This is a genomic window from Corynebacterium breve (assembly GCF_030252165.1).
In the GTDB taxonomy this organism is placed as follows: Bacteria; Actinomycetota; Actinomycetes; order Mycobacteriales; family Mycobacteriaceae; genus Corynebacterium; species Corynebacterium breve.
In genome coordinates this window covers 79,224-105,242 of sequence record NZ_CP126969.1, presented here as the reverse complement: position 1 = coordinate 105,242, position 26,019 = coordinate 79,224, and the positions used below count along the sequence as shown (strand labels likewise).

Genomic DNA, 26,019 nt, shown 5'->3' with positions numbered 1-26,019 from the left:
AAACAATCTGTAAGCGAGCTCCATGTTGGGTGTGATTTTCGCGTGACTTTGCTAATTGTCCTCGCGTTGGTGGGAGCAGCGGTTGTCACCGCTCCCCTGCTAGTGCGGTTTTTCGACCGGCAAGCGGGGTGGCCCCTGGCCGCACTTCTGCTTGTCGCTGCTGGATTCCTGTTTAAGGAGTTGCCAGGCATAATTGCTGACACGCCGCTGACCACAGAAGTCATTTGGGCACGAGACATTCTCGGCCCTGGCAACGACGTAACTTTCTCTTTGCGTGCCGATGGGCTGGGGGTCTTCTTCGCTTTCATCGCCCTGCTGATCGGTGCAGTGGTGTTTATTTACTCCGCCGCCTACCTGCCCAAAAAGACCGGCAACACCAGCTTCTATACGATTATGACCGCGTTCACGTTGTCAGTGCTGCTTCTAGTGCTTGCCGACGATGCCGTGGTCCTTTTCATTTCCTGGGAACTTGTCTCGATCGCATCCTTCCTGCTCATTGCCCGCTCGGGGTCAAGTGGCGAGGATGGCTCTTTCCGCACCTTGGCGCTCACTTTTATCGGTGGCCTCACGCTCTTGGCTGGCCTAGCCACCGCTTCGGTCGTGGCCGGTTCCACAAAGCTCGATGTGATCCTGCATTCCGATGCCTGGGCGGCCAACCCAACGCTGACCACTACCGTTGCGGTTCTGATTGCGGTGTCCGCGTTTACCAAGGCCGCACAGTTCCCGTTCCACTTCTGGCTGCCCGAAGCAATGGCTGCAGCCACCCCGGTGTCGGCATTCCTTCACGCTGCTGCGGTGGTCAAGGCCGGCGTTTACTTGCTCCTTCGCTTCTCGACGATCTTCCACGACGTAGCCGTTTGGAATTGGCTACTCATTATCGTTGGACTTGGTACCGCGCTTATGTCGGCAATCTTCGCAATAGTAAAGACTGATCTGAAGAAGCTGACCGCCTACTCCACAGTGTCCCACTTGGGCTGGATTGTCGCCACGATTGGTGTTGGCACCGAGGTAGCACTCGCGGCTGCCATGGTTCATACGATGGCCCACGCGTTGTTTAAGTCCTCGCTGTTTATGCTGGTGGGAGTTGTCGACCACCAGACGGGTACGCGCGATATCCGCCGTCTGGGCAAGCTCTACGACAAGATGCCGTTCACATTTGCATCCGCTGTTGTCGCGGCTGCTTCGATGGCTGCTGTCCCTCCACTGTTCGGTTTCTTGTCCAAGGAGGGCATGCTCACGGCATTCCAGGAAGCTCCTGGTGGCACGGTGCTTCTCATCGTGGGCGGAATCTCGGCGTTTTTCACTTTCGTGTACTCCGCGAAGTATGTCTTCGGCACATTCGTCGACGGCCCTCGCGATATGTCCGAGGTCAAGGAAGCCCCTGTTTCCCTCTGGTTGCCGGCGGCACTGCCTGGTTGGATGTCACTGTTTATGATCTTCGCCCTGCCAGCGCTCAACCAGCCGATCGCAGCAGGCGTCCATTCCATCATGGGCAACAACGAATACGAATCACACCTGAGCCTGTGGCACGGCATCAACGCTCCGTTGATCGTCTCTGTCCTCGTCTTGGTGGCGGGAATCGCGTTCCTGTTTGTTCGTCGCCAAGTATGGGCCGTTACTGAGGACCGTGAACTTCTCCCAACCAGCGGCAACCAACTGCTGCACCAGTTGGTGCAGGGCATGACTGCCGCAGGACGTGGCATGGGAGCCATGGCGAACTCGTTTAACCCGTCGCGACACCTCGTGTGGCTGGTGCTGTGCGTGATAGCGCTTGGCATGTCTACGCTGCTGTTCACCACGGGCATCGATGGTATGCCGATGGCACCGCGCGCAGAAGGACTGGATAACTGGTGGGATCTTGTTCCATTCGCAATCATCACCATCTCGGTGATCGGCCTGATGATCACCCGACACCGGCTTGCTGCTGCCGTTTTGATCGGCACGGCTGGTGTGGGCCTGAGCTTACAGATGCTGATGCTGGGCGCACCTGATGTTGCTTTGACTCAGTTCCTGGTGGAATCGCTCACCGTCATCGTGATCATGGTCGTCGTGCGCTACCAGCCACGGCTTTTCCCACCAGTCCCGGCGCGTCAGAAGATCTTCGCCGGCATCGTTGCTGTTCTTGCCGGTATCACTGCATTCCTTGGTGTATTCACGCTGCTGGGAAGGCGCGATCGCTCCGAGCTTGCGATGTGGTACCTCCAGGAAGGAAGCAAGATGACCTCGGCGGACAACGTCGTCGCAGTCATTATCGTTGAGTTCCGTGGTTTCGATACCTTGGGCGAGCTTTCTGTACTGGGTATGGCTGCCGTGGTAATTGCTGCGGTGACCTCGTCGATGCCGCGCCACAAGTTTGGAAAGCGCGAACGACCTCGCCCATTCGGTCAATCGCAGCTCAACTCGATTCCGATGCGCAAAGCAGTCGTTCTTGTCACGCCGATTCTTATCGTGCTCAGCGCTTTGATCTTCTACCGCGGACACCAGCTCCCAGGCGGAGGCTTCGTCGCCGCCCTTGTCATGGCCACCGCGTTCGGCATGTCCTACCTGTCGAAGGGACGCGACGAGCCGGTCGTCGGCAAGCAAACGCCGATCATCTTGACCGGTGTGGGCATCATTGTCGCGATTGGCGCGGGCTTCCTCGGCCTGATCGAAGGAGGATTCCTCTACGCAATCCACGGTGAGCTCCTAGGAGAGCACTTGACCACATCGCTGATCTTTGACGCAGGAATTTACCTGGCCGTGCTGGGCATGCTCACGATGGCATTCAACGGACTTGGCGGCTACCTTCGCCCAGGTGCAGATCCGGAAGAACTCGCTTACCGCCGCGGTGACGAGAACCCACTGCCGGATGTTCCTCAACCCGAGGACACCGAGGATGCAGTGGACGCCTACCCAGAACCACTCAACCCAGCGGACAACCCAGTACGGATTTCCGCGAACGCTATCACTGCTAAGGAGGCACGCCCATGATCATGGCGCTGACCATCGCGGTACTAGTCACCGGATCCGTCTATCTCATTTTGCAACGCGGCATGGTTCGTATCGTTTTCGGAATGAGCCTGTTCGGCCACGCATCCAACCTGTCGCTTCTCGCGGCCGGCGTGGGCGCTTGGCGCGGCCAAGCTTTTCCATCGCAGACAAGCCTGGAAGATATGTCCGATCCCCTCCCCCAGGCATTCGTCCTAACAGCCATCGTGATCGCGATGGCAACCACCACGATCCTGCTCATGTTGGCGGCGCTCGGCCACCACGATGACACTTTCGACGACGAGTCCGGGCGCCCACGAAGCTACACCGACAACAACATCGTCGACCAAGCACCGGACGCTGACATGGCCGTCGAGGGGCCAAGTCCGTTGACCACCGCGGGCCGCACGGCATCTAAGTCACTGGGCAACAACGGGAAGAAGGGGGCATAAACATGGGACCTGACGTTCTTCTCCCCATCTTCGTCGCGTTCCCGCTGATCATGTCGGCGGTTGCGGCACTGGCTAAAAACAAGATCGTTCACGACGTTCTTGCACTCCTGATCCCAGCGATCAATCTGGCCGGAGGCATCTGGCTGTACAACTACACCGCTGAGACTGGACCACTCACCCATGTGATCGGCCTTTACCAAGGCGGCACGGGTATTTCGTTTATGGCCGATCAGTTCGCCGCAATCATGCTGATCACGACGATGTTGGTGGCGCTGGTGTCAAATTGGTTCGCGATCGTCTCCGGCGAAACAAGGGCGCGGTTCTACACTTCCTTGTCCCTGGTATTGATCACCGGTGTATCCGGCGCATTGCTTACCGCCGACTTGTTTAACTTCTTCGTCATGATCGAGGTCATGCTACTGCCTTCCTATGGTCTGATCGCCATGACAGGCACCCGCCACCGCCTCGCTTCAGCCCGCACCTTTGTGTTGGTGAACCTCGCTGCATCTACCCTCTTGGTGCTCGGCGTGGGTTATGTCTACGGCGTCACCGGGGCCGTCAACATCGCGTCCCTGGCAGGCGCAGCAGCGGGCAACGGACCGGTCACCGTGGCGATGGGCATCGTGATGATCGCCATCGCGGCCAAGGCTGGTGTGTTCCCGCTGCACACGTGGCTACCACGCACATACCCATCCACCTCGGCCGCAGTCATGGGCCTTTTCTCCGGACTGCACACCAAAGTCGCGGTGTACATGCTGTTCCGCATTTACGTGGTGATCTTCGATCTCGACGCACGCTGGAACTGGTTCATCATCGTCATCATGATCATTTCCATGATGGTCGGTGCCTTCGCAGGCCTAGCGGAAAACTCGATCCGCCGTGTACTGGCCTACCAGATGGTCAACGGCATGCCGTTCATCCTGATCATGCTCGCCTTTACTAACGACGAGCCTCGCTACGCACTCGCAGCAGGCCTCATGTACACCCTGCACCATATGATCACCGTCGGCTCCCTAGTGCTGACTTCCGGCGCGATCGAAGAAACCTACGGCACGGGCACGCTGTCCAAGCTCTCGGGCCTCATGCGCCGCGAACCTTGGACAGCTGCGATTTTTGCGGCCGGCGCGTTCTCCGTCGTTGGCCTTCCGCCATTCTCCGGACTCTGGGGCAAGCTCACCATCGTCTTTGCCGCGGCCCGCGCAGGCGACGAACGCTCGTGGATCGTCATCGCAGCCATCATCGTCGCGTCCTTCGGCGCGCTGCTTGCCATGATGCGCGTGTGGCGCGAAGTCTTCTGGGGCCGACCAATGCAGCGCTTCCCCGAAGGCCTGCACATCCGCGGCACCCTCATCGCTCCGGCGACTGCCCTCATGGCCGTATCGTTGGCCATGTTTATCGGCGGCGGCTGGGTGTGGGAAGCCAGTTTGAACAGTGTGGACAGCCTGCTCGACGTTGACTCCTATGTCAGCTCCGTGCTTGGCGACGACCCCATCGGCATCCCCGATGTAGCTACCCTCCAAGGAGGCAACTAATGCACGTCTTCGGATACATCCTTTGGCTGATCAAAGAGATCATCGTAGCCGGCTTCTCTGCTGCTTTTGCAGCGTTCAAGCCCAAGACCGGCATCAACCCGGTCATCATCTACTATCCGCTGCGCGTGGAATCTGACTGGGAAATCTTTTGGCTTTCTACGTCGATTACAGTCACCCCGACCACGCTATCTTTGGGTTTGCGCGAGCCAGTTCGCAAAGGTGACCCGCGCATTCTGATTATCCAGTCCGCATTTGGCTCGGATCCGGTCTCTGACATCGCAGCCTTTGCGGAGATGGAAGAACGCATGTGCCCACGGGTAAAGGACACCCCGTTGGACCCCACCGAGGTGTACTACGAGTACCGAGCCTCGGACATCACCGCTTCGGGCAAGGAGGTTTAACCAATGTTTCAAACAATCATCATCGTGTGCATCGCGATCATGGCGGTGTCTATGTTGGCCGGCCTGATCAAAATTGTCGCCACCGGTGACAATTTCACCCGCGCCGTGCTTTCCGACCTCATCTTCTACTCCATGATCGTCATCTTCCTAGCGTGGACGCTGATCAACGACAGCCTCATCGCCTACGAAGTTGCCATCCTTGCAGCCCTAGTCGCCGGTGTGTTGCCGACGCTATCCATGGCTCGCATCATCTCGAAGGGGCGCCGCTAATGACTCCCGTAGAAATCGCCGTTTCCATTTTGGTCATCATCGGCACCTTCCTCACCGTCGCCACCGCGGTATTGATGTTTCGCGGGCCCGATGCACTTACCCGAGTCAACCTACTCGGCCCGCTGACCTGCGTGGCGATGCCGCTGTTCATCATCGCCAAGCTGGTCCTCGACTGGTCCGTTGACGGATTCGTTTTGCACTTGTTCCTCCGCGCGATCATCGCGATCATCGCTGTGTGGATAATCTCCGCTGTCGGATCATTCGTGATGGGTCGCTCCATCTACGGCGTGACCGTCGTCGACCGCAAGCACGGCATCGAAGACTAAGCCCAAGCCTTCCAATAAGATCAATCCCCCGTCTCACCGAGTACAACTCGGTTGAGCGGGGGATTCGTCGTTAAGCGTATGCCTACTTCTTCTTGGCAAACTCCTCGCGGACGCGCTGGCCAAGGCCTTCGTCCACGTTGGTCCAGTACTGGTACACCTGCTCCTCGACCTGCGGGGAGACACCAGCCATCGCGTCGGTGATGTTGTCCACAAGGCGGGACTTGGCTGCGTCATCGTACACCTCGCGGTAGAGGATGCCAGCCTGGATGAAGTCATCGTCCTCTGGGTGCTGGACGTACGCCGCGCGGGTCAGATCGGTTCCATGTGGATCCGGGTTGACGTACAGGTCGTTCGCTGGGCCGTAGGTCTTGCGGGAGGAGGAATCCTCGCCATTGTCCAAGTAGCCCGCACCCTTGGTGTAGCGGTTTGGCGAGTAGTTTGGCTCACCCTCAGCGTTGATCTGGTACGCCATCGCGCCGCGTTCCTGGTAGGTGTTCACCGGGTTGACAGGCTGGTTCACCGGAAGCATCTGATAGTTCGGTCCGATGCGGTAACGGTGCTGGTCAGCGTATGCGAAGATACGTGCCTGCAGCATGCGGTCCGGGGAGAAGCCCACGCCAGGAACCAGGTTAGAAGGATCCAGCGCGATCTGCTCAATCTGCGCGTGAAAGTTCACTGGGTTGCGGTTGAGCTCGAAGAATCCAACCTTGATACGTGGGTAATCCTTCTTCGACCAGGACTTGGTCAGGTCGAATGGGTTCCAGCGGTAGTTTTCAGCCTCAGCGATTGGCATAATCTGCACGTAAACGTCCCACTTAGGGAAGTCGCCACGCTCGATCGCGTCGAAGAGATCCTGGCGGTGGTGGTCAGCGTTCTTGCCAGCCATCTCTGCCGCTTCGGCGCCGGTGAAGTTCTCCACACCCTGCTGGGAGAGGAAGTGGTACTTAACCCAGAATGCCTCGCCAGCCTCGTTGATCCACTGGAAGGTGTGGGAGCCGTAGCCGTTTTGGTGACGGGTGGTCTTCGGGGTACCGCGATCGCCCATCAGGTAGGTCACCTGGTGTGCGGTTTCCGGGGTACGAGTCCAGAAATCCCACTGCATATCAGCGGAGCGCAGGCCGGAGCGCGGGTCGCGCTTCTGGGAGTGGATAAAGTCTGGGAACTTCACGCCGTCGCGCAGGAAGAACACAGGGGTGTTGTTACCAACGATGTCGTAATTGCCCTCTTCGGTGTAGAAACGAAGAGCGAAACCGTGCACGTCACGCCAGGTATCAGGGGAACCTGCCTCGCCAGCAACGGTAGAGAAACGGCCAGCCATCGGGGTAACGGTGCCAGGCTGGAAGAGCTTAGCCTTGGTGTACTGGGAAACGTCCTCGGTAATGTGCAGCTCACCGAACGCGCCATGGCCTTTTGCGTGTGGAATACGCTCTGGGACGTTCTCACGGTTGAAGTGGGCGAGCTTCTCGATCAGGTGAATATCGTTAAGTACGTTTGGGCCCTGTGGACCTGCGGTGACGGAGATGTTCTCCGAAGGCACCGGCTGGCCGCCTGCGCGAGTGGTCTTGCCGTCGCCTGCTGGTCGGACGCCACGCTGGACGATGTCCTCTTTGTTAGTCATGCTGCTCTCCTTAAGCTCTTGCTATCAATTGGCTCTGATTAATAGTCTATACGAACCGATAGGTTCTTGCAAGGGTTTTTGAGCTTTTGCCCTTGGCGCACCACACTAGCCAAGAACGGAGGCTGGTAACGTTTAAATTCGTGAACAGGCAAAACGACGACTACGTCACCGGACTGGCCCTTAAGGCCGGTCGCGGGGACAAGCGCGCTTTGTCTGAATTCATTAAGGCCACTCACGACGACGTCTGGCGCCTCCTCGCCCACCTCGCAGGGCGCGAACACGCCGACGACCTCACCCAAGAGACATATCTGCGAGTCCTCGGAGCCCTTCCCGGCTTCGCCGCGCGATCGTCGGCCCGCACGTGGCTCCTAGCTTTGGCCCGCCACACTTGGGTCGACTCCGTGCGTCACGACATGGCACGGCCCCGGAAATCCATCACCGAGTACGACGAGGCAGCCGCCGACACCCCCAGCGGCGACAACCCGGCAGACTGGAGCGAGATGATGGACCTGCGCGCGCTTATCGACGACCTTCCCGCCGACCGCAGAGAGGCCCTCATCCTGACCCAAGTGCTGGGTTATACCTACGAAGAGGCCGCAAACATTGCTGGTGTACGCATCGGCACGATCCGCTCGCGGGTGGCGCGAGCCCGGCGAGACTTGATCGCAGCCACCGAGGAAACCGAGGAATCGGCGGAGTAGCTTTGGTGGCATCCACTTATTGGCCAGTTCCTACCCTTTCGCCTTGCGACTTCCTTAGAATTGTTAGGAATCGTCCGCTGGAAAGGGTTCACTATGTTGAAGCAGGTTGTCAGCATCGGTCTTGCGTTTGTTGGGATCATCATCGGTGCTGGTTTCGCCTCGGGGCAAGAAACGATGCAGTACTTCGTCGCGTTCGGCACCTGGGGGATCGTCGGCGCGTTGGTTTCCTCGGCGCTTATGATCATCTCGGGCATATCGCTCATGCAGCTGGGCAGCTACTACCAGGCGCGCGAGCATCTCAGCGTTCTCGGCAGCATCTCCAACCGTGTAGTCACGATCATTCTGGACGTATCGACGACTATCACCTTGTTTGCTGTTGGCTTCATCATGTTTGCAGGCGCAGGGTCAAACCTTCGCCAGCAGTTCGATTTGCCTTTGTGGGCGGGCGGCGGACTAATGCTGATCCTTGTGCTGCTCACCGGCCTTCTTAACGTCGACAGAGTAACCGCAGTGATCGGTTCCATCACACCGTTTATCTTCCTGTTCATCGTGTTGGCTACCGTGTGGGCCATCGTGAACGCACAGCCCGACATTGCCGCACTGAATTTCGCATCTCAGGAAGTAGACACCACCCTGCCCAACTGGTGGATCGCAGCTCTGAACTACACCGGCTTCAATGTGATCACCGCCGCGTCGATGGCGATCGTCATCGGTGGCAACTTCCTGGATACCAAAGTGGCCGGCTGGGGCGGTCTCCTCGGTGGCGTGATTTATCTAATCCTGCTGCTCCTGCTAGCTTTCGGCCTCTTCGTCGAAGTTGAGCTGGTCAACGGCGACGACATGCCCGCGCTCACCTTGATCAACCAAATCCACCCGGCGCTCGGTGTAGCCATGGCAGTAGTGATTTACGGCATGATCTTCAACACCGCTATCTCGATGTTTTACGCGCTGGGCAAGCGACTATCGAAGAGGAAACCTCAGCGCTTCTACCCCATCTTCGTAGTGTCCTGCCTGATCGGGTTCGTACTCAGCTTCGTTGGATTCAAGGAGCTCATTGGCTTTGTCTACCCAATGCTCGGCTACCTGGGCCTCTTCTTGATCGTGGTCGTCTCCGCGGCATGGGTTCGTGGCCGCGCAAACCTATCCGTCGAGCAACGCGTGCGCATCCAAGCACTAGATTTAATGCGGCGCAAGATGGATCCACGGCTTCGCTTCTCCACCGCACAAAGGCGCGAACTCGATCGTTTGATCGCAGTCTCCCACGTACCATCTGAGGTCTTCGAACAGACGTTAACAAAAGAAGTTTCCGACGAGCTCGACGCCGACAAAGACTCCGGGTTTTCGTCGGAAAGCACCGGCGGGCCCCAATAGCAAGGACCCAATAGCAGAAAAAGCGGCCCTATCGGCCGCTTGCTTTCTTAGCTCTTAAAGAATGAGTTGATCTGGGAGACTAGGGATTCCAACCAATTGCCATCCGACGACTTGGTTGCGGTCGGGGTCGCAGCCGTGGTCGGCGCGGAAACGGAAATCTTCACCTCGTCCACCGGCGTCGTGGCATCGACCAAGACCAAGGTGGCTACCTGGTCGCTTGTCGCATTCATTGGCGCGGAGACTTGGAACTTGCCGTTGGTGCTGCGCACGCTCCACCCGGCAGGGATGGTGGACCTCTCGGCGATCTCAACGCGCGAGGATCCAGTCGAATCCGTCGGCGTAAGGGTGATTGTTTCCCCTGGCTTGATCGTGGTGTCTTCCCAGTCAGCGGCGTTGACAGCAGGCGCTGCAGCGACAGATGCAAAACAGAGAGCGCTCACCGCAAGGGAAGCACGCTTCTTGTTAGCCGCCACAGTTCCACCTCTACTTCTGGAAATCGCATTCTAATAGGACTTAGGAATCTAAGAAGATCCACTCACTATTGTGTACCTCCCGAGCCCCAGAAGCAACCAACGTTACACAGTTGAGACTCAATGGTGACTTTATTAAATTGACGCGTTTAGCGTCAGGCACTCCTCCAAAAGCACAAAACCGCCAGCCAACCACTTCAACATGGTCAACTGGCGGCAAGCGCTCGCGGAAGCGAAAACTACTTCACAAGCAGTTCAGCAATCTGCACGGTGTTGAGCGCCGCACCCTTTCGCAGGTTGTCGCCGGACACGACGAACACAAGTCCGCGGTTGTCATCGATGGACTGGTCCTGGCGAATGCGTCCAACCAGTGAGTCGTCGGCGCCTGCAGCTTGCAGCGGGGTTGGAACCTCGACGACGGTGACACCAGGTGCTGCTTCGAGGACTTCTTTGGCCTCTTCCGGAGTGATGGAGTTGGCAAACTCTGCATGCACAACCATGGTGTGACCGGTGAACACAGGAATACGGACACAAGTGCCAGCAACCTTGAGGTCTGGGATGCCCAGGATTCGGCGGGACTCGTTGCGCAGCTTCTGCTCTTCGTCGGTTTCGAAGGTGCCGTCGTCGACAAGCGATCCTGCCATGGGTAGCGCATTGAACGCGATCGGTGCGACATAAGGGCCGAAATCTTCAGGCTGCATCGCGGAACCGTCGTAGACGAGCTCGACGTTCTTGTCGCCGATGGAGGCAACCTGCTTCGCCAGCGCCTCAACACCCGCGAGGCCGGAGCCAGAAACCGCCTGGTAGGAGGAAACGCGCAGAACGCGAAGATCTGCCTTGTCGTGTAGCGCCTTGAGAACCGGCATCGCGGCCATGGTGGTGCAGTTTGGGTTAGCGATGATGCTTTTCTTTAGGTCCTGAACGGTGTCAGGGTTAACTTCGGAAACAACGAGGGGGACGTCCTCGTCCTTGCGCCACGCGGAAGAGTTGTCAACGACCTTGACGCCAGCCTCAGCGAACACCGGAGCCCATTCCTTGGAGGTGCCGCCACCCGCAGAGAACAGGGCGATGTCGATATCCTCGACGGATTCCTTGGTTACCTGGGTGAGGTCTTCGACGACGATCTCCTCGCCGCGGAACTCCAGCTTCTTTCCAGCGGAGCGTGGGGATGCGAAGAAGCGCACCTTGTCTGCTGGGAAGTTGCGGTCTGCGAGGATCTCGCGCATAACCTGGCCAACCTGGCCGGTCGCGCCAACAACTGCGATCGTGGTCATAACAAATCTCCTAACGTGTGGTTCTAAAGCTGTATTAAATTAGCGGCCGGTGCCTGCGTACACCTGAGCAGCCTCGTCGCCGCCCAGCTCGAAGCGGTCGTGAATAGCGCGGGTAGCGTTGTCCAGGTCCGCTTCACGCACAACTGCGGTGATGCGGATCTCCGAGGTGGTGAACATCTCGATGTTAATACCTGCGTCGCGAAGTGCTTCAGCGAAGTCGGCAGTCACACCTGGGTGAGACTTCATACCAGCACCGACGAGGGACACCTTGCCGATCTGGTCGTCGTAAATGACGTTTTCCCAGTTATTGGTCTCCTGCAGCTTGGATAGCAGCTCCATTGCGCGCTGGCCGTCGGCGGTTGGACAGGTGAAGGTGATATCGGTGGTGTTGTCTTCCACGGAAGAAATGTTCTGGATCACCATGTCGATGTTGATCTCAGCCTCGGCGAGCGCGCGGAATGCCTTCGCCGCCTCACCAGGAACATCTGGGATGCCAAGGATCGAAACCTTTGCTTCCGACTTGTCGGTAGCTACGCCGGTCAGTACTGCTGCTTCCACGGGAATATCCTCCATTGATCCGGTAATAAGGGTGCCTTCGTCGTTGCTGTACGACGAACGAACTCGCATAGGTACATTGAATGCGCGAGCGTACTCAACACTGCGCAGGACTAGAATCTTCGAGCCAGCCGCTGCCAGCTCTAGCATCTCTTCAAAGCAAAGCTTCTCAATCTTCTGGGCGTCTGGCACGATGCGTGGGTCCGCCGAGTAAACACCGTCAACGTCGGAGTAGATCTCACACACGTCAGCCTTCAGCGCTGCTGCGAGCGCTACCGCGGTGGTGTCCGAACCACCACGGCCCAAAGTGGTCACATCGCGACTATCGCGGTTCACACCCTGGAAGCCGGCGACGATGGCGATCTTGCCTTCGTCGAGAGCATCCTGCACGCGGCCTGGCGTGACATCGACGATGCGCGCATTGCCGTGACGTTCGGTGGTCAAAACGCCCGCCTGGGAGCCGGTGAAGGAAGCTACCTCCGCACCGAACGAGGCGATAGCCATTGCTACCAACGAGTTGGAGATACGCTCGCCGGCAGAGAGGAGCATGTCCATCTCGCGCGCCGGTGGAGCTGGATTCACCTGAGCCGCCAAGTCAAGCAACTCGTCTGTTGTATCGCCCATCGCGGAGCACACGACGACGACGTCGTTGCCCTGTTTTTTTGTAGCTACAACTCGTTCAGCCACTGCGCGAATGCGCTCTGCGGACTCCAGGGAGGAGCCTCCGTACTTCTGTACGACCAGTGCCACTTGTGGGGCCACCTTTCCGTTTCGTGTTCAAAACGTTACTCAGGGTGCAATCGTACCCCCACAGGTGAACCTGCGCATAGATTAACGCTGATCTAAGCTAGTCCTAGTGCAGAGCAATTTCGTTGCGGTGTTAATCGCTTTGGCCTCAGCCTTCACTATTGCGTGGGGAACAGTGACCCGTCACCGTATCGTCGCACAGCCCAACGCCGACGGGGACTCCCCCCTCCTTACCGGACTGCGCAACGTGATGTGGTGGATCAGCATTGGCTCAGCTTTCGTTGCCTACATCCTGCAAGTTGTTGCTCTTGCTTTCGGAACACTGCTGGTAGTACAGCCAATCCTGGTCCTTTCCCTGATGTTCACGCTGATGCTCGCGGCCCACGTGGAAAAGCGCCGGATGACCAATTCCGAAGTTATGTGGGCGACAATCCTCACCATTGCCGTCGGAATTCTGGTCATGTTCGGGCGCCCGTTGCCCGGCGAGGGTGCCCCCGACTCCACTCGGTGGTGGATCGCCGTCGCGGTCGGCGCAACCCTGGGAATTGTCTTAACATTTTTCGCTTCTCGACGATCCTCCGGCCCGAAAGCTCTAACTCTCGGTGCGGTATGCGGAGGCGTTTTCGGATATGTGGCAGTGCTCTCCAAAGCAGTCGCAGACATCTTCGTCGCTGGAGGCGTTCGTGGGATCGCCCAGAGTCACGAACTCTATATCCTGATCATCGTCGCAATCCTGGGCACGACAGTGCAGCAATACGCATTTGCTGCGGGGAGGCTCGAAACTTCCCTACCTGCCATGAAAGTATTCGAGCTTGTTGTTGCGTTTGCACTTGGATACCTCGTTTTGGGTGAACAGTTCCAAGTGCAAACGATCCTCGGCTGGTCGGTGATGGGCCTTTCACTCGTCGCTATGTTCGCCGCAACGTTTGCACTCGCACGCAAACAAACCAGCTAAGAATCCGAAGCACCCAAAGCCTTGTTGCGGAAAAGTAGCAATTCAGACTAGAGTGTGATCTATGTCCTATATTACGCATTTGTTGCAGCCAAGTGCGCGCCTTCTCCTTCTAGGCCGCGGCGGGAATCAGGTCTTTTAACACGACCGGCGCCCCGTCGCGGAGTCTGTGTTGCCGGTCGTGGACTTACAATCAGTAACGACCCACCCCTAGAAAAGGACTTTTAGCGACATGACTCCTTCTGACTCTTTCATTTCCGCTCCGAATGAGATTCGTACCCCTGCCGGCCTTCGCAATGAGGGCCAGCCAGAGTGGAATAAGCAACGTGGCTCACACATGCCAGTCGATCGTTACTTGGCATTTGCGCAGGAAGTAGAAGATGTCCAGCTGCCAGACCGCACTTGGCCGGACAAAAAGATCACAGTAGCGCCGCAATGGTGCGCGGTTGACCTGCGGGACGGTAACCAAGCGTTGATCGACCCGATGAGTCCGGAGCGCAAGCGCCGCATGTTCAATCTGCTGGTTCAGATGGGCTACAAGGAAATCGAAGTCGGCTTCCCATCGGCTTCCCAAACTGACTTCGACTTCGTCCGCGAGATCATCGAGACCGATATGATCCCGGAGGATGTCACCATCCAGGTGCTGGTACAGGCTCGTGAGCACCTGATTCGCCGTACGTTCGAGGCCTGTGAGGGCGCCCCGAACGTCATCGTTCACTTCTACAACTCCACCTCCAAGCTGCAGCGTGAGGTCGTGTTCCAGAAGGATCGCCCAGCAATTAAGAAGCTTGCTACTGATGCCGCTGAGCTGATCAAGACCATTGCAACTGACTACCCGAACACTAACTGGCGCTGGGAGTACTCCCCCGAGTCATTTACCGGAACTGAGCTGGACTTCGCTCTTGAGGTTTGCGATGCGGTAGTAGATGTCATGGAAGCCACACCCGAGCACCCCATGATTATCAATCTGCCTTCTACGGTGGAGATGATTACGCCGAATATTTATGCCGACCAGATCGAATGGATGCACCGCAACTTTAAAAAGCGCGATTCCATCATCCTTTCCTTGCACCCACACAACGACCGCGGCGAAGGTGTTGCGGCGGCAGAGCTGGGCTACCTAGCTGGCGCCGACCGCATCGAAGGGTGCCTGTTCGGCAACGGCGAACGCACCGGCAACGTGGACTTGGTCACACTCGGTCTGAACATGCTCACCCAAGGAGTGGACCCGCAGATCGATTTCTCGGACATCAACAAGATCCGCGAAACCGTCGAGTACTGCAACCAGCTGCGCGTTCCTGAGCGCCACCCATACGGCGGTGACCTGGTCTTCACCGCGTTCTCCGGTTCCCACCAGGATGCGGTAAACAAGGGCTTGGACGCTCTGGCTTCCAAGGTGCGCCCAGGCGCGAACTCCACCGAAGTGACGTGGGAAGAGCTGCGCGAGACGGTCTGGGAGGTTCCTTACCTGCCGATCGATCCGAAGGATGTGGGTCGCGATTACGAGGCAGTAATCCGCGTGAACTCCCAGTCTGGCAAGGGTGGCGTGGCATACATCATGAAAACCGACCACGGCATCAACATGCCAAAGGCCATGCAGACCGAGTTCTCCGGGGTTGTCCAGGCCATCACCGACGCCGAAGGTGGCGAGGTTAACTCCAAGAATATGTGGGACGTTTTCGCCGGCGAATACCTCGATTTGGACGAGCCACTGGAACTGCTTTCGCTGCGAGTGAAGAACGCGGAGACTGACGACGAAGATGCGCAGGTTTCGGCAGACATCCGCTACAACGGCGAACAGCGCACCATCGAAGGAAAAGGCAATGGCCCGATCGCGGCTTTCGCCAATGCGTTGGAGCAGGTAGGCATAGACGTTGAAGTGCAGAACTACTCTCAGCAGTCCCGCACCGCTGGCGACGATGCAGACGCAGCCTGCTACATCTACGCGGATGTGAATGGCGCACAGGCGTGGGGTGTAGGTATTGCAGGTTCCACCACACGCGCGTCTATGAAAGCGCTGACATCCGCAATCAATCGCGGCGTGAAGGTGCAGGTCTCCCGTGGCCTCTAAGCTTCCTGTTTAGGAAGCGGCATCCTGTTGTCGGCCTTGTGCCTCGAGCACGGCCAGGGCCGACAACAGCTGATCACGGCGCATGGAGCCGATTAGGATGCGGAAGTGGGCGTTTTCAGTTGCAATATCGCCCATTTCATCGCTGACACGCTGCAGCCCGAATGCTTCATCCGTGTCAACAACACGCCCCACAGCTTCGAAATAGGCATCGAGCTGCTCTTCGGTGGGCTCTCCGCCGTCGATGATCGCTAGATCGCTCAATGCCTCGACCGCAGCGGCAAAGGCCGGTGAACTGAGGTCAATGTTCTTTCCAGATCGGCGTACTAGAGCGTTGAGTGCCGCTTCTGCGCGATCGCGCTGTACAGGGATTTTGCTTTCGGGAGTAGTGATTCCGCGTAGCTGTGTCAGCGCTGCGACTGGTGTTTCTTGCCTGTCCAACACAGCAAGAATCTGCCCAATCTCAGCTAGGGTGAGTCGCCCGACCTCGGAAAGCGCGCGGATTAGCTGCAGTCGAACCAGGTGCCGATCGCCATATAATGCCTGGTTAGTCTGGGTTCGCTCGCCTGCGGGTAGGAGTTTTTCTCGGAGGTAGAATTTGATGGTGGATACACCAATGCCTGAACGTTTACTTAATTCTGCAATACGCACGTCGAACAGTCTACTGATACTTTTCTGTTATTCCACTGAGAACTCCATACTTTCATGACTATACAAGTATCTACCTTCTAACTATTCCCCCTTTTGGGGGAGGTGCAAGTGCGTCCGGCGGGCCTGCCCCACGCCACAAAAATGAGCTGCTAATCTAAGGAACCCTTTCTCGGGCGACTAGAGCAAAAAGTAAAAGGGGAAACCTATCGCCTATAACAATTCCCCTATAGCGCAACGATAAAACACGGCCAGACAAACGGCCGCAGCAAACTGAACGGAATTCAAGGCAACCTTACGAATGGGCAACAATGTTCAACGCATTGAAATCCTAAGAAAGTTTCCTTAGGCGAACCAATACTTTCCGCGGCACACGCCCCGCACGCTGCATCTTTAGACATTTATCAGACTTCCCGAACACCGGCGATTCACGCTACACTATGAACGGACAGGAGAGTAAGCTCAGAATTTTGAGTACCTGCGCTTTCCATTTTCATCTCAACCCCTGAGAGAATGCACGAGTTCCTAGAGCGAAAAGTGGTGACCAATGACTAACTACGTGATTCCCGATCACGGTCTTGGCGCTATTCGCAATTACCAAGCCGCCGAGATTCGCTGCACAAACGTGACCTCCCTTGTTCAGGAGGCCGACGAAGTCACCGTCGACCTAGCCGTAATCCTGAAACGGAATTCCGAGTTCAATCACTTCGATATCCACTTCCGCGGTCAAAAGCTCGGCGAACTCAGCAAACAAGACGCTGACCTCTACCCCGAACTCCACCGGATTGCCGATGCAGGCCTCCAACCACAGGTCACCGCTCGCGCTACCGCGTCATTCAGTCTGGACGAACAAGCGGAACCAATCTTTAACGACGACGCGAACCTCATCGTTCGCCTACCCCGCCCAGGCATCTGTTTGCCACAGAATAATCCACCAACCGCACCTTGGGCGCTTGTCGACGATCACCAGGCGCGCACCAAGGCCTACTTTGTTCAGTATGACACCGATGCCCCCGAGGCATCCATGCAGGAAAATATGCACCTGCTAGCAACTCTGCACAAGGACGTGTCAGGCGAACTGGTTGCGTGTATCGATGGGCGTCGCGTGGGAACCGTCGCTCGGGAGGATTCCGAGGCACTAGCCCAGACCATCGCACAGCTTGAGCAGCGCGGGCTGGTTCCGGTCGTCCGAGGGTTCCACACGCTTGTCCTCGGTGCCCCTCAATTAACTCTGTGGGCCTCGGATTCTTTCGATTTTAATCACCTAGCTATCTCGCCTTTCCCTGCTCTTAAGGAGCAGATGGCATCAGTCGCCCACACCGACGTGGAGCAGCTCCCCGCCACCACACAGATGCCGGCGGCGGCAGAAGTAGCTCCTGCCGTATTCGCCGAAGAACAGCGTGACGACGAAGAAGCTGGCGAATCCGTTGACACCGTGCCATTTTCTACCAACCACGCCGCCGAGCAAGCCGCGTTGGCCGCGGACAGCGAAGAGGGCGAAGAATCCGATTACACACCAGCCCCACACCGCAAGTACCTGGGCGCAGCTGCTGCCGTCGGCGCTTTGGCGCTGGTCGGCACTGGCATCTTGGGATTCAACGGGAATTTGCCGGTAAGCAGCGACAACGTCGCAGCAAATGTGAACAAACCACAACGCGACACCCCGACAACGCATTACCCATACTCCACCAATACCGCTGTGCGTGGATCGTCAAGTTCTGCAAACGTCGAAAGCCCAACAACGAGTTCTTCTACAACCGACAAGGCAACTGAGCAAGTCACCACCGAGCTAACTACCGTCGAGCCTGCTCCTCCGGTCACGGAAGTGTCCACTGCTCCCGCTCAGCCCGTAGAAGAATACGCGTACACGCCAGACCCAGTCCCTGCACCGGAGCCGCCACCAGTCCCGGCCCCTGAGCCTGCTCCCAGTGACGACTATGACGTCGATGGCCCACTGATCGATTTCGAGATCGAATACGACTACGGATTTGAAGAACACCGTGGCACTCCCGACTCGCCGCTAAGGTTCACACTGTTCTAAACCGGCGCTGAACTGCCACCTTGATCGCTCAGCTCTTTCCCGCGTTGGATAGACTCTGAACAATGACAACCACGCAGGAACAATCGCACCCATACGTCGCGGTGCACGTGCAAGCTACAGGGATTCATCCCAGCACAGCTCGCCTGCTGACGATCTACGCCATCACCTTCAACGAGGAAGGTGACATCGGCGAGGAATTCCACACGATTGTAAATCCTGCGTCCAATCCCGGCCCGCGCCACATGCACGGCCTTGAGCCCGCTGATTTCGAGCAGGCGCAGCGTTTCTCCCGTCATCTTCGAACGCTGGACAAGCTTATCGACGACCGCACCCTCATCGTCCATGATGCCCCCATGGTGTGGGGATTCCTGGTGTCTGAATCCCGCCGAGCGATGAACGCCGCTGCTCGGGCGAACCGCTCGCGCAACCGGAGCAGGGGTCGTCGTCGCCAGCGTGTAGGACACGTGCCTCGCCCTGCAGCGATCGTGGATACCGTGGCAAGCGCTCGTCGACAAGCGAACTACCTGCCTGACACGAGGTTGAACTCTGTGGCTCTCGCACTCGGCTTGGAAGCGCCTTCTCCGGTGGCCTCGGTCGAGCGTGCACGCGCAGATGAGAGGGATTTGTCGCGAGCTTCGGCGATGCTTTTGTTCGAGCTCTACAAGACTTTGGAAGCCAAGGGCGAGGTTGTCAGCCTCGCGCCGGAGACGCTGAAGCCAGACCGCTTCGGGTTGCAGCGCTCGGCTTTTCGCGTCAGCGCGCAGAAGGCGGAGCCACAGGGCGCAAATCCTGGGGTGTACGTGGCGGATCAAGGCTTAAAGCCCGGCATGGAATTTGTGGTCACTGAGGATGTAGAAAGCGACCCGGATGAGTTGATTCGGCAAGGTATTGATGCTGGTCTGACGTTTTCCGAGAAGGTCACGCGCACTGCCTCGCTCGTGGTGACAAACGCTACTCATGACCTTCGCGGCAAGGCGATGCACGCGGACCGAAAGGACATCCCGCTGGTCAGCGATAAGGATTTCCTGGCAGCACTAGCCAGCATGAACTAACCCGGTCTCTTTCGCTATCGTTAGAGCCATGAGCTCTGAACCCAAGGGACGGCTAGCGAATCTGCGCACACGCGCCGCGATTACCGCTGCCAAACTAGCGACCACTGCCTCGCGCGCCACAGGCCGAGGCGCCGGAGGAATGATCGGTGGCCTCATCGCAGGTGCCATCGATCCTCACATTATGGGAAAGTTGGCTCGCGAACGCCCCGCAGTCCTTGTCACAGGAACTAACGGTAAGTCGACCACTACGCGCATGCTTGCTGCGGCGATGGGCACCACATTTGATATCGCTACAAATGACGGTGGCGATAACATGGATGCTGGCATCATCTCGGCCCTTATGGCTGGGAAAGACGCTACGCATATTGTGCTTGAGGTCGATGAACTGCATGTGCCAGCTGTCGCCGAACGACTCCGCCCGCAAGCGCTTGTCTTGCTCAACTTGTCTCGTGATCAGCTGGATCGCGTGGGCGAGATCAACAAGATCGAACGCGCGCTGCGCCAGGCGGTGACCGACAACCCAGACATGACGGTGATCGCTAACTGCGACGATGTCTTGATGACGTCCGTGGCTTATGACGCCCCCAACGTGATCTGGGTGTCCGCTGGCGCAGGCTGGCTTGGCGATTCGGTGACCAACCCCCGCGGCGGCGGACACGTCATCCGCACCCCCGACGATTGGTACGCGGTGAGCCCGCTGCCGGATGGCCGCGAGTTCCGTCGCCCCCAGCCGGATTGGGCGGTCACCCCCGAGGGGCTGCGCACTTCCTCCGGCGAGCTGGTCGATCTCAATCTCACGCTGCCAGGCAACGCCAACCGTGGCAACGCGGCACAGGCAATCGCCGCTGCGGTGGAGGCTTTCAACGTCCCGCTTGACAAAGCGATCGCTTCTGCCGAAGCAGTTGATTCCGTCGCAGGCCGCTACTCCACCCTGAAACTGGGCGAGCGCGAGATCCACTTCCTTCTGGCGAAGAACCCGGCTGGCTGGCAAGAAGCACTCTCCATGGTGGATCGTGATGCTGACGGCCTTGTCATCGCCGTGAACGGTCAAGTGGCCGACGGCGAGGACCTCTCCTGGCTATGGGATGTTCAGTTTGAGAACTTCGAGGACGTTTCCGTGAAGGCTTCCGGCGAGCGAGCAACCGACTTGGCTGTGCGCCTGCTCTACGCGGACATCGATCACGAACTGGTCCATGACCCCATCAAGGCCATTCGCTCCTGCCCTCCCGGCCGCATCGAAGTACTGGCCAACTACACAGCTTTCCGTGACCTGAAGAAGGCCCTGACTAAGGAAGAGGACTACAGTGCCTGACGTATTGCAGATCGGCTTGGTACTCCCCGATGTACTGGGAACCTACGGCGACGATGGAAACGCCCTTGTCCTGCGCCAACGCGCGCGCATGCGTGACATCAAAGCCGAAATCGTCCGCATCAATTTGGGTGATCCGATCCCGACCAGCCTCGATGTATACTGCGTCGGCGGCGGTGAGGACTCCGCCCAAATCCTCGCCGCAGAGCGCCTCAACGCCGACAAGGGTCTGGTTCGCGCAGCTGTGGCGGGTCACCCGATTTTCGCCGTCTGTGCCGGCATGCAAGTGCTGGGCGAATCCTTCCACGCTTCCGGCAAGCTCGTTGACGGCGTCGGGCTTATCGACGCCACCACGTCGCCCATGCAAACCCGTGCCATCGGCGAGGTCACTTCCCACCCAACACACGCAGGCATTACTGCCGAGCTCACCGAGCCACTGACCGGTTTTGAGAACCACATGGGTGGCACCGTTCTTGGTCCGGGCGCAGAGCCACTGGGCAAGCTCACTCGTGGCGTGGGCAATGCAGATGTCGCTGCCACGATGGATTTGTCGGATGGCTCGCGTCAGCGCATGGCCGAAGGCGCGGTGCAGGGAAACGTGATCGCTACCTACATGCACGGCCCAGCGCTCGCGCGTAACCCGCAGCTTGCAGATCTGCTCCTCGCACGCGCGATGGGCACTGCCCTGCAGGATCTTGAGCCACTTGAGCTGGCAGAGGTAGATCGTCTTCGCCTAGAGCGTTTGCGCTAGCTAGTCTGCGCTAGCTACAGGGTCAGGCGGCCGGAGAGAGCTCGCGACAGCGTAAGCTCGTCGACGAATTCAAGGTCGCCTCCCAGGGGCATGCCGGATGCCAGTCGTGACACAACCAGCTCTGGAAAGTCCTTGAGCAGGCGCGCGAGGTAGGACGAGGTTGCTTCACCCTCGGTGTCTGGGTCGGTTGCCAAAATCACTTCGGCAACCTCTGGGGCTTTCTCCCCGTCGAGGTCCGGCAGCACTCCGCCGATGCGCTGCAGTAGCGACGAGATCGCCAAATCCTTCGGACCGACGTTGGCCAGCGGATCCAGCGCGCCACCCAACACGTGATAGCGGCCCGAGTACTCACCGGTGCGCTCGATAACCTGGATGTCTTTCGCATCTTCCACCACGCAGATGGTGGTTTTGTCACGACCCGAGTCCGCACATACACGGCACACTTCCTCGCGTGAGACGTTGTTGCATATTCTGCAGAAAGACACCCCGTCGCGCACCGCGCCGAGTGCTGAGCACAGGCGGTCGATGTCTTCCGGGTCGGCTTTCAGGAGGTAGAAGGCGATGCGTTGCGCACTTTTCGGGCCGATTCCGGGGAGGCGCGAAAATTCGTCGATCAGATCTTGGAGCGGCCCTTCAAACATTCTCTCAGCATACAGAAAGCAACGACTGGTTCTTGTAGGGTGGCACGATTCGCGCCCACTATTGAAACTGTTTATCATTTACGAACATGATTCCCGTTACCGTCCTCTCCGGGTTCCTCGGATCCGGCAGAACCACACTCCTCAACAACCTCTTAGCCAATCGAGCTGGCCGCAAACTCGCCGTCATTGTCAACGACTTCTCCGAGGTCAACATCGACGCAGCCCTCGTCGCCGGCGAAGGCCACCTCGAACGCGGCGAAGACCGCTTCGTGGAACTATCCAACGGCTGCATCTGCTGCACACTGCGCGAAGACTTGGTCGACAGCGTGTCCAAACTCGCCGCCTCCGGCAAGTACGACCAGATCGTCATCGAATCCACCGGCATCTCTGAGCCGATGCCCGTGGCCGCCACCTTCGAATGGCGCTTCGAGGACGGCACAAGCCTCAACGACATCGCGCGCATCGACACCATGGTCAGCTTGGTCGACGCCTCCACCTTCCTGACCTACCTCGGCCAAAACACCCGGCTCACCGACCGCTCCATGGAAGCCACCCCCGATGACCAGCGCGCCGTCGCCGACCTTTTGGTCGATCAAGTCGAATTCGCCGACCTCATCCTCATCACCAAATCTGACATCGCTGGCTCGGCCGTCACCGAGCGCGTCATCGCCGCCGTGCGCGCCATGAATCCACGCGCCCGCGTCGTCCGCGTCATCAACGGCGAGATCGACCCCAAGCTCGTCCTCGATGCATCGCTTTACGACGAAGAAACAGCCGCAACCTACAACGGATACGCCGAAGAGCTGGCCAACCCGCACACCCCAGAAACTGAGGAGTACGGAATCTCGTCGGTGGTGTTTCGTTCCGATCGCCCCTTCCATCGCGAACGCCTTCTCACTGCCCTGCGCGCCAGTCGTGGACTCGTCCGCTCGAAGGGCTATTGCTGGATCGACACCGATGTGCGTGTCATCCACGCCTGGCAGCAGGCTGGCCCGAACCTCCAGATCACTCCAGCCGCCTTGTGGGCACAAAACCCGCAGCTCACGCCTGGGTCTGAGGTCGTGCTCATCGGCGTAGATTTCGACGCCGATGCCACTCTCGCCGCCTTCCACGACGCCGTACTTACCGACGAGGAAGCAGCCGCCTTGGTCGAATAACGCAAAACCGGCGCAACCCACTGTGTGGTGCGCCGGTTCGTCGTGAAGCTTTTAGCCCATCAGGCCGCCGAATGGGCTGTCGCCGCCCATGCCGCCGGTCATCGGTCCGATCTTGTCCTGAGCAAGCTGGCTCGCCTGGGTGTGAGCGTCGCGGTATGCAGCGAGGATCAGGTCCTGGAGGGTCTCAACATCTTCAGGGTCGACGGCTTCCCTCTTGATCTCAACGTCGGTCATTTCTGCGCCACCGGTCATGGTGACGGTAACCAAACCGCCTCCAGCGGTGCCGGTAACGGTCGCCGCCAGCAATTCTTCCTGTGCCTGCTGAAGCTGAGCCTGGACTTCTGCTGCCTGGCGAATCAGTTCGTTCATATCTGGCTGAGTCATGGTGAAAGCCTTTCTGTGATGAATTAATTGCCTGCCAGTCTAGCGCGCATGAACTCAGCCTGACGGGTGAGAAAGCTCGCCCGTAGCGAACAACCTTAAAGCGGTTTCGCGCCCAATTCCTTTTGCAGCATCTCCATGGCCACTGCAGTCGCGTCGCGGTGATCCAAGGATCCTTCCTCTTGAGCCTGCTCGACCATGGCGCGCTCTTCGTCGTCACGTGACGGCGGCTGAACAGGGGCCGGCTGCGTTGGCATTTGCGTCGGCACTTCTGGCGGAGGTGCGGGCTGTGTCGGCGCTGGTGCTTGTGGAGCTGGTGCTGGTGCTGGTGCATCATCGACGTCCGGTGGTGGCGGATCATCGTCCATCGGCTCGGGCGGAAGCGGAATCTCGTCGCGAGCTTCCTTGGACTTTTTCGCCGCCAACTGCGTAGCGCGCTGGGCCGCAGCAAGCCAATCATTCGACTGAGCAGTTTCCGGTTTCTTTACCGCTTGCTGTGGGGCCGCAGGGGTGGCCGGTTGTGCAGGCTGGCCCGGAATACTCGCGGGCGCTCCCCAGCCATTGGCGGCCGGTTCAGGTTCCGGGACGGGCTCAGGTTCAGGCTCGGGCTCCGCGGCTGGCTTCTCCGCTGCGGGGTTCCACACCTCGGGTTTTTTCTCCTGCGTGCTGAAACCGGCCGCCGCAGGATCAGTGCCGATGACACACTTCACCGCTACTTGCGTGCCGAGCTTCTCCGACATCGCAGCGACAATATCTGCATTGTTGCGGTCAGCGTTGATGCGCTGCGCCAACGCGCCGGTATTGTGGCCGAGAACAATCGTGTTGTCTTCCATTCCCAACACTCGAGCCTCGGTGAGCATGATCTCGGCAACTTTGTTGCGCCCGCCGACGTACTGGCGCAGCTCGGTCCATTGCTCACGCACGGTTTCTAGCAGATCGTCGTGCTTATCGACGACCACCTCTGCCTTTCCAGCAGGCTGTTCTTCCTGCTGAGGCTCTGGTGCAGGCTCTGGTGCAGGCGCCGGCGCTGGCTTCGGGGGCGCGGGCTGTGGCGCACGCTGAGGAGCCGGAGTGGACTTGGTCTTTACCGTCTTCGACGATGCTGCTGCGGCCGCGGCTGCCGCCGCAGCAGCAGCGGCTCCCCCAGCGCCACGCGCAGGTTGTGGCTGAGCCGGATTGCGCGCCTCGGCGGGCTGCCCAGGCGAGATGGTCGGCGCTGCCGTCGGCGCAACCAAAAGGTGCGCGATCATGATTTCCAAGAGCAAGCGCGGGCTGGTCGCACCGCGCAGGGAGGAAATCCTGTCATTGACCTCGCTGGCAAGGTGCGCTAGATGACCAGTGGTGAACTTGGCTGCCTGGGCGGAGAGAATTTCGGCGCGGTCGGTAGGGGCGTCGACAAGACCTTGGCCGAATGCATCCGGTACTGACTGGATGATCATGAGGTCGCGGAGACGGTCAAGCAGGTCGATCGCAAATCGGCGGGGCTCGTGGCCTGCTTCGATGACGTTATCCACGGCTTTGAACGCACCCGCGGAATCGTAGGCAGCAAGGGCCTCGACGGTGTCGTCGATAAGCGAAAGGTCGGTCACACCGAGGAGTGGGAGTGCTTCGTCATAGGTCAGGCCAGCGGGGCCGCTGCCCGCCAGAAGTTGATCAAGGAGGGAGAGGGTATCGCGCGGAGAACCTCCACCCGCGCGGATGACCAGCGGGTAGACGTTTTCGTCTACGGCAACGCCTTCTGACTCGACGGTGCGGACGAGGAGTTCCCGCATCGCCTGCGGGGTGAGCAGGCGGAACGGGTAATGGTGGGTACGCGAACGGATCGTGCCGATGATCTTTTCTGGCTCGGTGGTCGCGAAGATGAATATGAGGTGCTCAGGTGGCTCCTCCACGATCTTGAGCAGCGCGTTGGCGCCCTCGTTGGTGATCATGTGGGCCTCGTCGATAATGAAGACGCGGTAGCGCGACTCGGCGGGCGCATAGTAGGCCCGATCACGCAGCTCACGCATGTCATCGACACCACGGTGGGAGGCGGCATCCAGCTCGGTGACGTCAAGATTTCCCGACCCACCTGGGGCGAGTGAAACACACGAGGGGCACACGCCACACGGGGTGGAGGTTGGTCCTTCGACGCAGTTCAGCGAGCGAGCCAGGATGCGCGCGGACGAGGTCTTGCCACAGCCGCGCGGACCGGAGAACAAGTAGGCGTGGTTAATTCGACCAGTGTCCAGCGCCATGCTTAACGGCCTGGTTACTTGATCCTGTCCTACAAGTTCCGCAAAGGATGCGGGACGATACTTCCGGTACAAAGCCACGGAACTAACCCTACCTTCCC

General features: G+C 58.7%; 23 protein-coding genes. 15 read left to right on the top strand and 8 right to left on the bottom strand.

The genetic code is table 11. The features are described 5' to 3' along the window. The first annotated feature begins 42 nt into the window (after positions 1 to 42). From QP027_RS00550 to QP027_RS00525, 6 genes are read left to right on the top strand one after another with little or no spacing between them, the layout of a single operon-like run. Positions 43 to 2,970 carry a DUF4040 family protein gene (locus QP027_RS00550; protein WP_284825250.1) on the top strand — a complete coding sequence of 976 codons (2,928 nt, stop codon included), beginning with the start codon at positions 43 to 45 and terminating at the stop codon, positions 2,968 to 2,970. Next, positions 2,967 to 3,419, top strand: a complete 453-nt coding sequence (locus tag QP027_RS00545; protein ID WP_284825249.1) for a sodium:proton antiporter — start codon at positions 2,967 to 2,969, stop codon at positions 3,417 to 3,419. Before QP027_RS00550 ends, QP027_RS00545 begins: the two co-directional genes overlap by 4 nt. 2 nt (positions 3,420 to 3,421) lie before the next feature. Continuing rightward, positions 3,422 to 4,951, top strand: a complete 1,530-nt coding sequence (locus QP027_RS00540; protein ID WP_284825248.1) for a monovalent cation/H+ antiporter subunit D family protein — start codon at positions 3,422 to 3,424, stop codon at positions 4,949 to 4,951. Continuing rightward, the gene (locus QP027_RS00535) at positions 4,951 to 5,352 is read left to right on the top strand and encodes a monovalent cation/H+ antiporter subunit E (protein WP_284825247.1); all 402 of its coding nucleotides are present in this window, start codon (positions 4,951 to 4,953) and stop codon (positions 5,350 to 5,352) included. Before QP027_RS00540 ends, QP027_RS00535 begins: the two co-directional genes overlap by 1 nt. Before the next feature lie 3 nt (positions 5,353 to 5,355). Further along, on the top strand, positions 5,356 to 5,622 hold the full coding sequence (locus QP027_RS00530) for a cation:proton antiporter (protein WP_284825246.1): 267 nt from the start codon (positions 5,356 to 5,358) through the stop codon (positions 5,620 to 5,622). Further along, positions 5,622 to 5,948, top strand: coding sequence for a Na+/H+ antiporter subunit G (locus tag QP027_RS00525; protein WP_284825245.1), 327 nt, complete (start codon positions 5,622 to 5,624; stop codon positions 5,946 to 5,948). The genes QP027_RS00530 and QP027_RS00525 overlap by 1 nt, the downstream gene beginning before the upstream one ends. An 82-nt stretch (positions 5,949 to 6,030) precedes the next feature. Here QP027_RS00525 and QP027_RS00520 read toward each other — a convergent pair whose 3' ends face one another. After that, positions 6,031 to 7,566 (bottom strand): catalase, encoded by a 1,536-nt coding sequence (locus QP027_RS00520; protein ID WP_284825244.1) that lies wholly within the window; start codon positions 7,564 to 7,566, stop codon positions 6,031 to 6,033. 140 nt (positions 7,567 to 7,706) lie between these two features. On the opposite strand from QP027_RS00520, the gene QP027_RS00515 reads away from it, so the two are divergent. Next, complete coding sequence (locus tag QP027_RS00515; protein ID WP_284825243.1) at positions 7,707 to 8,267, top strand: RNA polymerase sigma factor; 561 nt, start codon at positions 7,707 to 7,709, stop codon at positions 8,265 to 8,267. A 93-nt stretch (positions 8,268 to 8,360) separates the two neighbouring features. Further along, the gene (locus QP027_RS00510) at positions 8,361 to 9,638 is read left to right on the top strand and encodes a YkvI family membrane protein (protein ID WP_284825242.1); all 1,278 of its coding nucleotides are present in this window, start codon (positions 8,361 to 8,363) and stop codon (positions 9,636 to 9,638) included. Positions 9,639 to 9,685: 47 nt separating this feature from the next. Here QP027_RS00510 and QP027_RS00505 read toward each other — a convergent pair whose 3' ends face one another. The 3 genes from QP027_RS00505 to QP027_RS00495 all read right to left on the bottom strand — a co-directional run bounded on the left by QP027_RS00505 (position 9,686) and on the right by QP027_RS00495 (position 12,687). Beyond that, the gene (locus tag QP027_RS00505) at positions 9,686 to 10,111 is read right to left on the bottom strand and encodes a hypothetical protein (protein ID WP_284825241.1); all 426 of its coding nucleotides are present in this window, start codon (positions 10,109 to 10,111) and stop codon (positions 9,686 to 9,688) included. A 236-nt stretch (positions 10,112 to 10,347) separates the two neighbouring features. Beyond that, positions 10,348 to 11,382: an aspartate-semialdehyde dehydrogenase gene (locus tag QP027_RS00500; protein WP_284825240.1), complete on the bottom strand. Its 1,035-nt coding sequence runs from the start codon at positions 11,380 to 11,382 to the stop codon at positions 10,348 to 10,350. 39 nt (positions 11,383 to 11,421) lie between these two features. Beyond that, complete coding sequence (locus QP027_RS00495; RefSeq protein WP_284825239.1) at positions 11,422 to 12,687, bottom strand: aspartate kinase; 1,266 nt, start codon at positions 12,685 to 12,687, stop codon at positions 11,422 to 11,424. Between the two features lie 106 nt (positions 12,688 to 12,793). On the opposite strand from QP027_RS00495, the gene QP027_RS00490 reads away from it, so the two are divergent. Then, entirely contained in the window at positions 12,794 to 13,639 is an 846-nt protein-coding gene (locus tag QP027_RS00490) for a DMT family transporter (protein WP_284825238.1), read from the top strand. Between the two features lie 229 nt (positions 13,640 to 13,868). Next, positions 13,869 to 15,707, top strand: coding sequence for a 2-isopropylmalate synthase (leuA, locus tag QP027_RS00485; protein WP_284825237.1), 1,839 nt, complete (start codon positions 13,869 to 13,871; stop codon positions 15,705 to 15,707). A gap of 9 nt (positions 15,708 to 15,716) precedes the next feature. Here leuA and QP027_RS00480 read toward each other — a convergent pair whose 3' ends face one another. Further along, positions 15,717 to 16,355: a MerR family transcriptional regulator gene (locus QP027_RS00480; RefSeq protein WP_284825236.1), complete on the bottom strand. Its 639-nt coding sequence runs from the start codon at positions 16,353 to 16,355 to the stop codon at positions 15,717 to 15,719. A gap of 544 nt (positions 16,356 to 16,899) precedes the next feature. On the opposite strand from QP027_RS00480, the gene QP027_RS00475 reads away from it, so the two are divergent. The 4 genes from QP027_RS00475 to QP027_RS00460 all read left to right on the top strand — a co-directional run bounded on the left by QP027_RS00475 (position 16,900) and on the right by QP027_RS00460 (position 21,505). Continuing rightward, entirely contained in the window at positions 16,900 to 18,393 is a 1,494-nt protein-coding gene (locus QP027_RS00475) for a hypothetical protein (RefSeq protein ID WP_284825235.1), read from the top strand. Between the two features lie 62 nt (positions 18,394 to 18,455). Then, entirely contained in the window at positions 18,456 to 19,445 is a 990-nt protein-coding gene (locus tag QP027_RS00470; RefSeq protein WP_284825234.1) for an exonuclease domain-containing protein, read from the top strand. Positions 19,446 to 19,473: 28 nt separating this feature from the next. Further along, positions 19,474 to 20,757 (top strand): Mur ligase family protein, encoded by a 1,284-nt coding sequence (locus QP027_RS00465; protein WP_284825233.1) that lies wholly within the window; start codon positions 19,474 to 19,476, stop codon positions 20,755 to 20,757. Further along, on the top strand, positions 20,750 to 21,505 hold the full coding sequence (locus QP027_RS00460) for a type 1 glutamine amidotransferase (protein WP_284825232.1): 756 nt from the start codon (positions 20,750 to 20,752) through the stop codon (positions 21,503 to 21,505). The genes QP027_RS00465 and QP027_RS00460 overlap by 8 nt, the downstream gene beginning before the upstream one ends. 14 nt (positions 21,506 to 21,519) lie before the next feature. On the opposite strand, the gene recR is transcribed toward QP027_RS00460, so the two are convergent. Beyond that, the gene (gene recR / locus QP027_RS00455) at positions 21,520 to 22,146 is read right to left on the bottom strand and encodes a recombination mediator RecR (RefSeq protein WP_284825231.1); all 627 of its coding nucleotides are present in this window, start codon (positions 22,144 to 22,146) and stop codon (positions 21,520 to 21,522) included. Between the two features lie 86 nt (positions 22,147 to 22,232). Between recR and QP027_RS00450 the strand changes: the two genes are divergently transcribed. After that, positions 22,233 to 23,303: a GTP-binding protein gene (locus QP027_RS00450; protein WP_284825230.1), complete on the top strand. Its 1,071-nt coding sequence runs from the start codon at positions 22,233 to 22,235 to the stop codon at positions 23,301 to 23,303. 51 nt (positions 23,304 to 23,354) lie between these two features. Here QP027_RS00450 and QP027_RS00445 read toward each other — a convergent pair whose 3' ends face one another. Both QP027_RS00445 and QP027_RS00440 read right to left on the bottom strand, forming a co-directional pair. Then, positions 23,355 to 23,687: a YbaB/EbfC family nucleoid-associated protein gene (locus QP027_RS00445; RefSeq protein WP_284825229.1), complete on the bottom strand. Its 333-nt coding sequence runs from the start codon at positions 23,685 to 23,687 to the stop codon at positions 23,355 to 23,357. 95 nt (positions 23,688 to 23,782) lie between these two features. Beyond that, positions 23,783 to 25,999, bottom strand: coding sequence for a DNA polymerase III subunit gamma and tau (locus tag QP027_RS00440; RefSeq protein WP_284825228.1), 2,217 nt, complete (start codon positions 25,997 to 25,999; stop codon positions 23,783 to 23,785). Between the last annotated feature and the right edge of the window lie 20 nt (positions 26,000 to 26,019).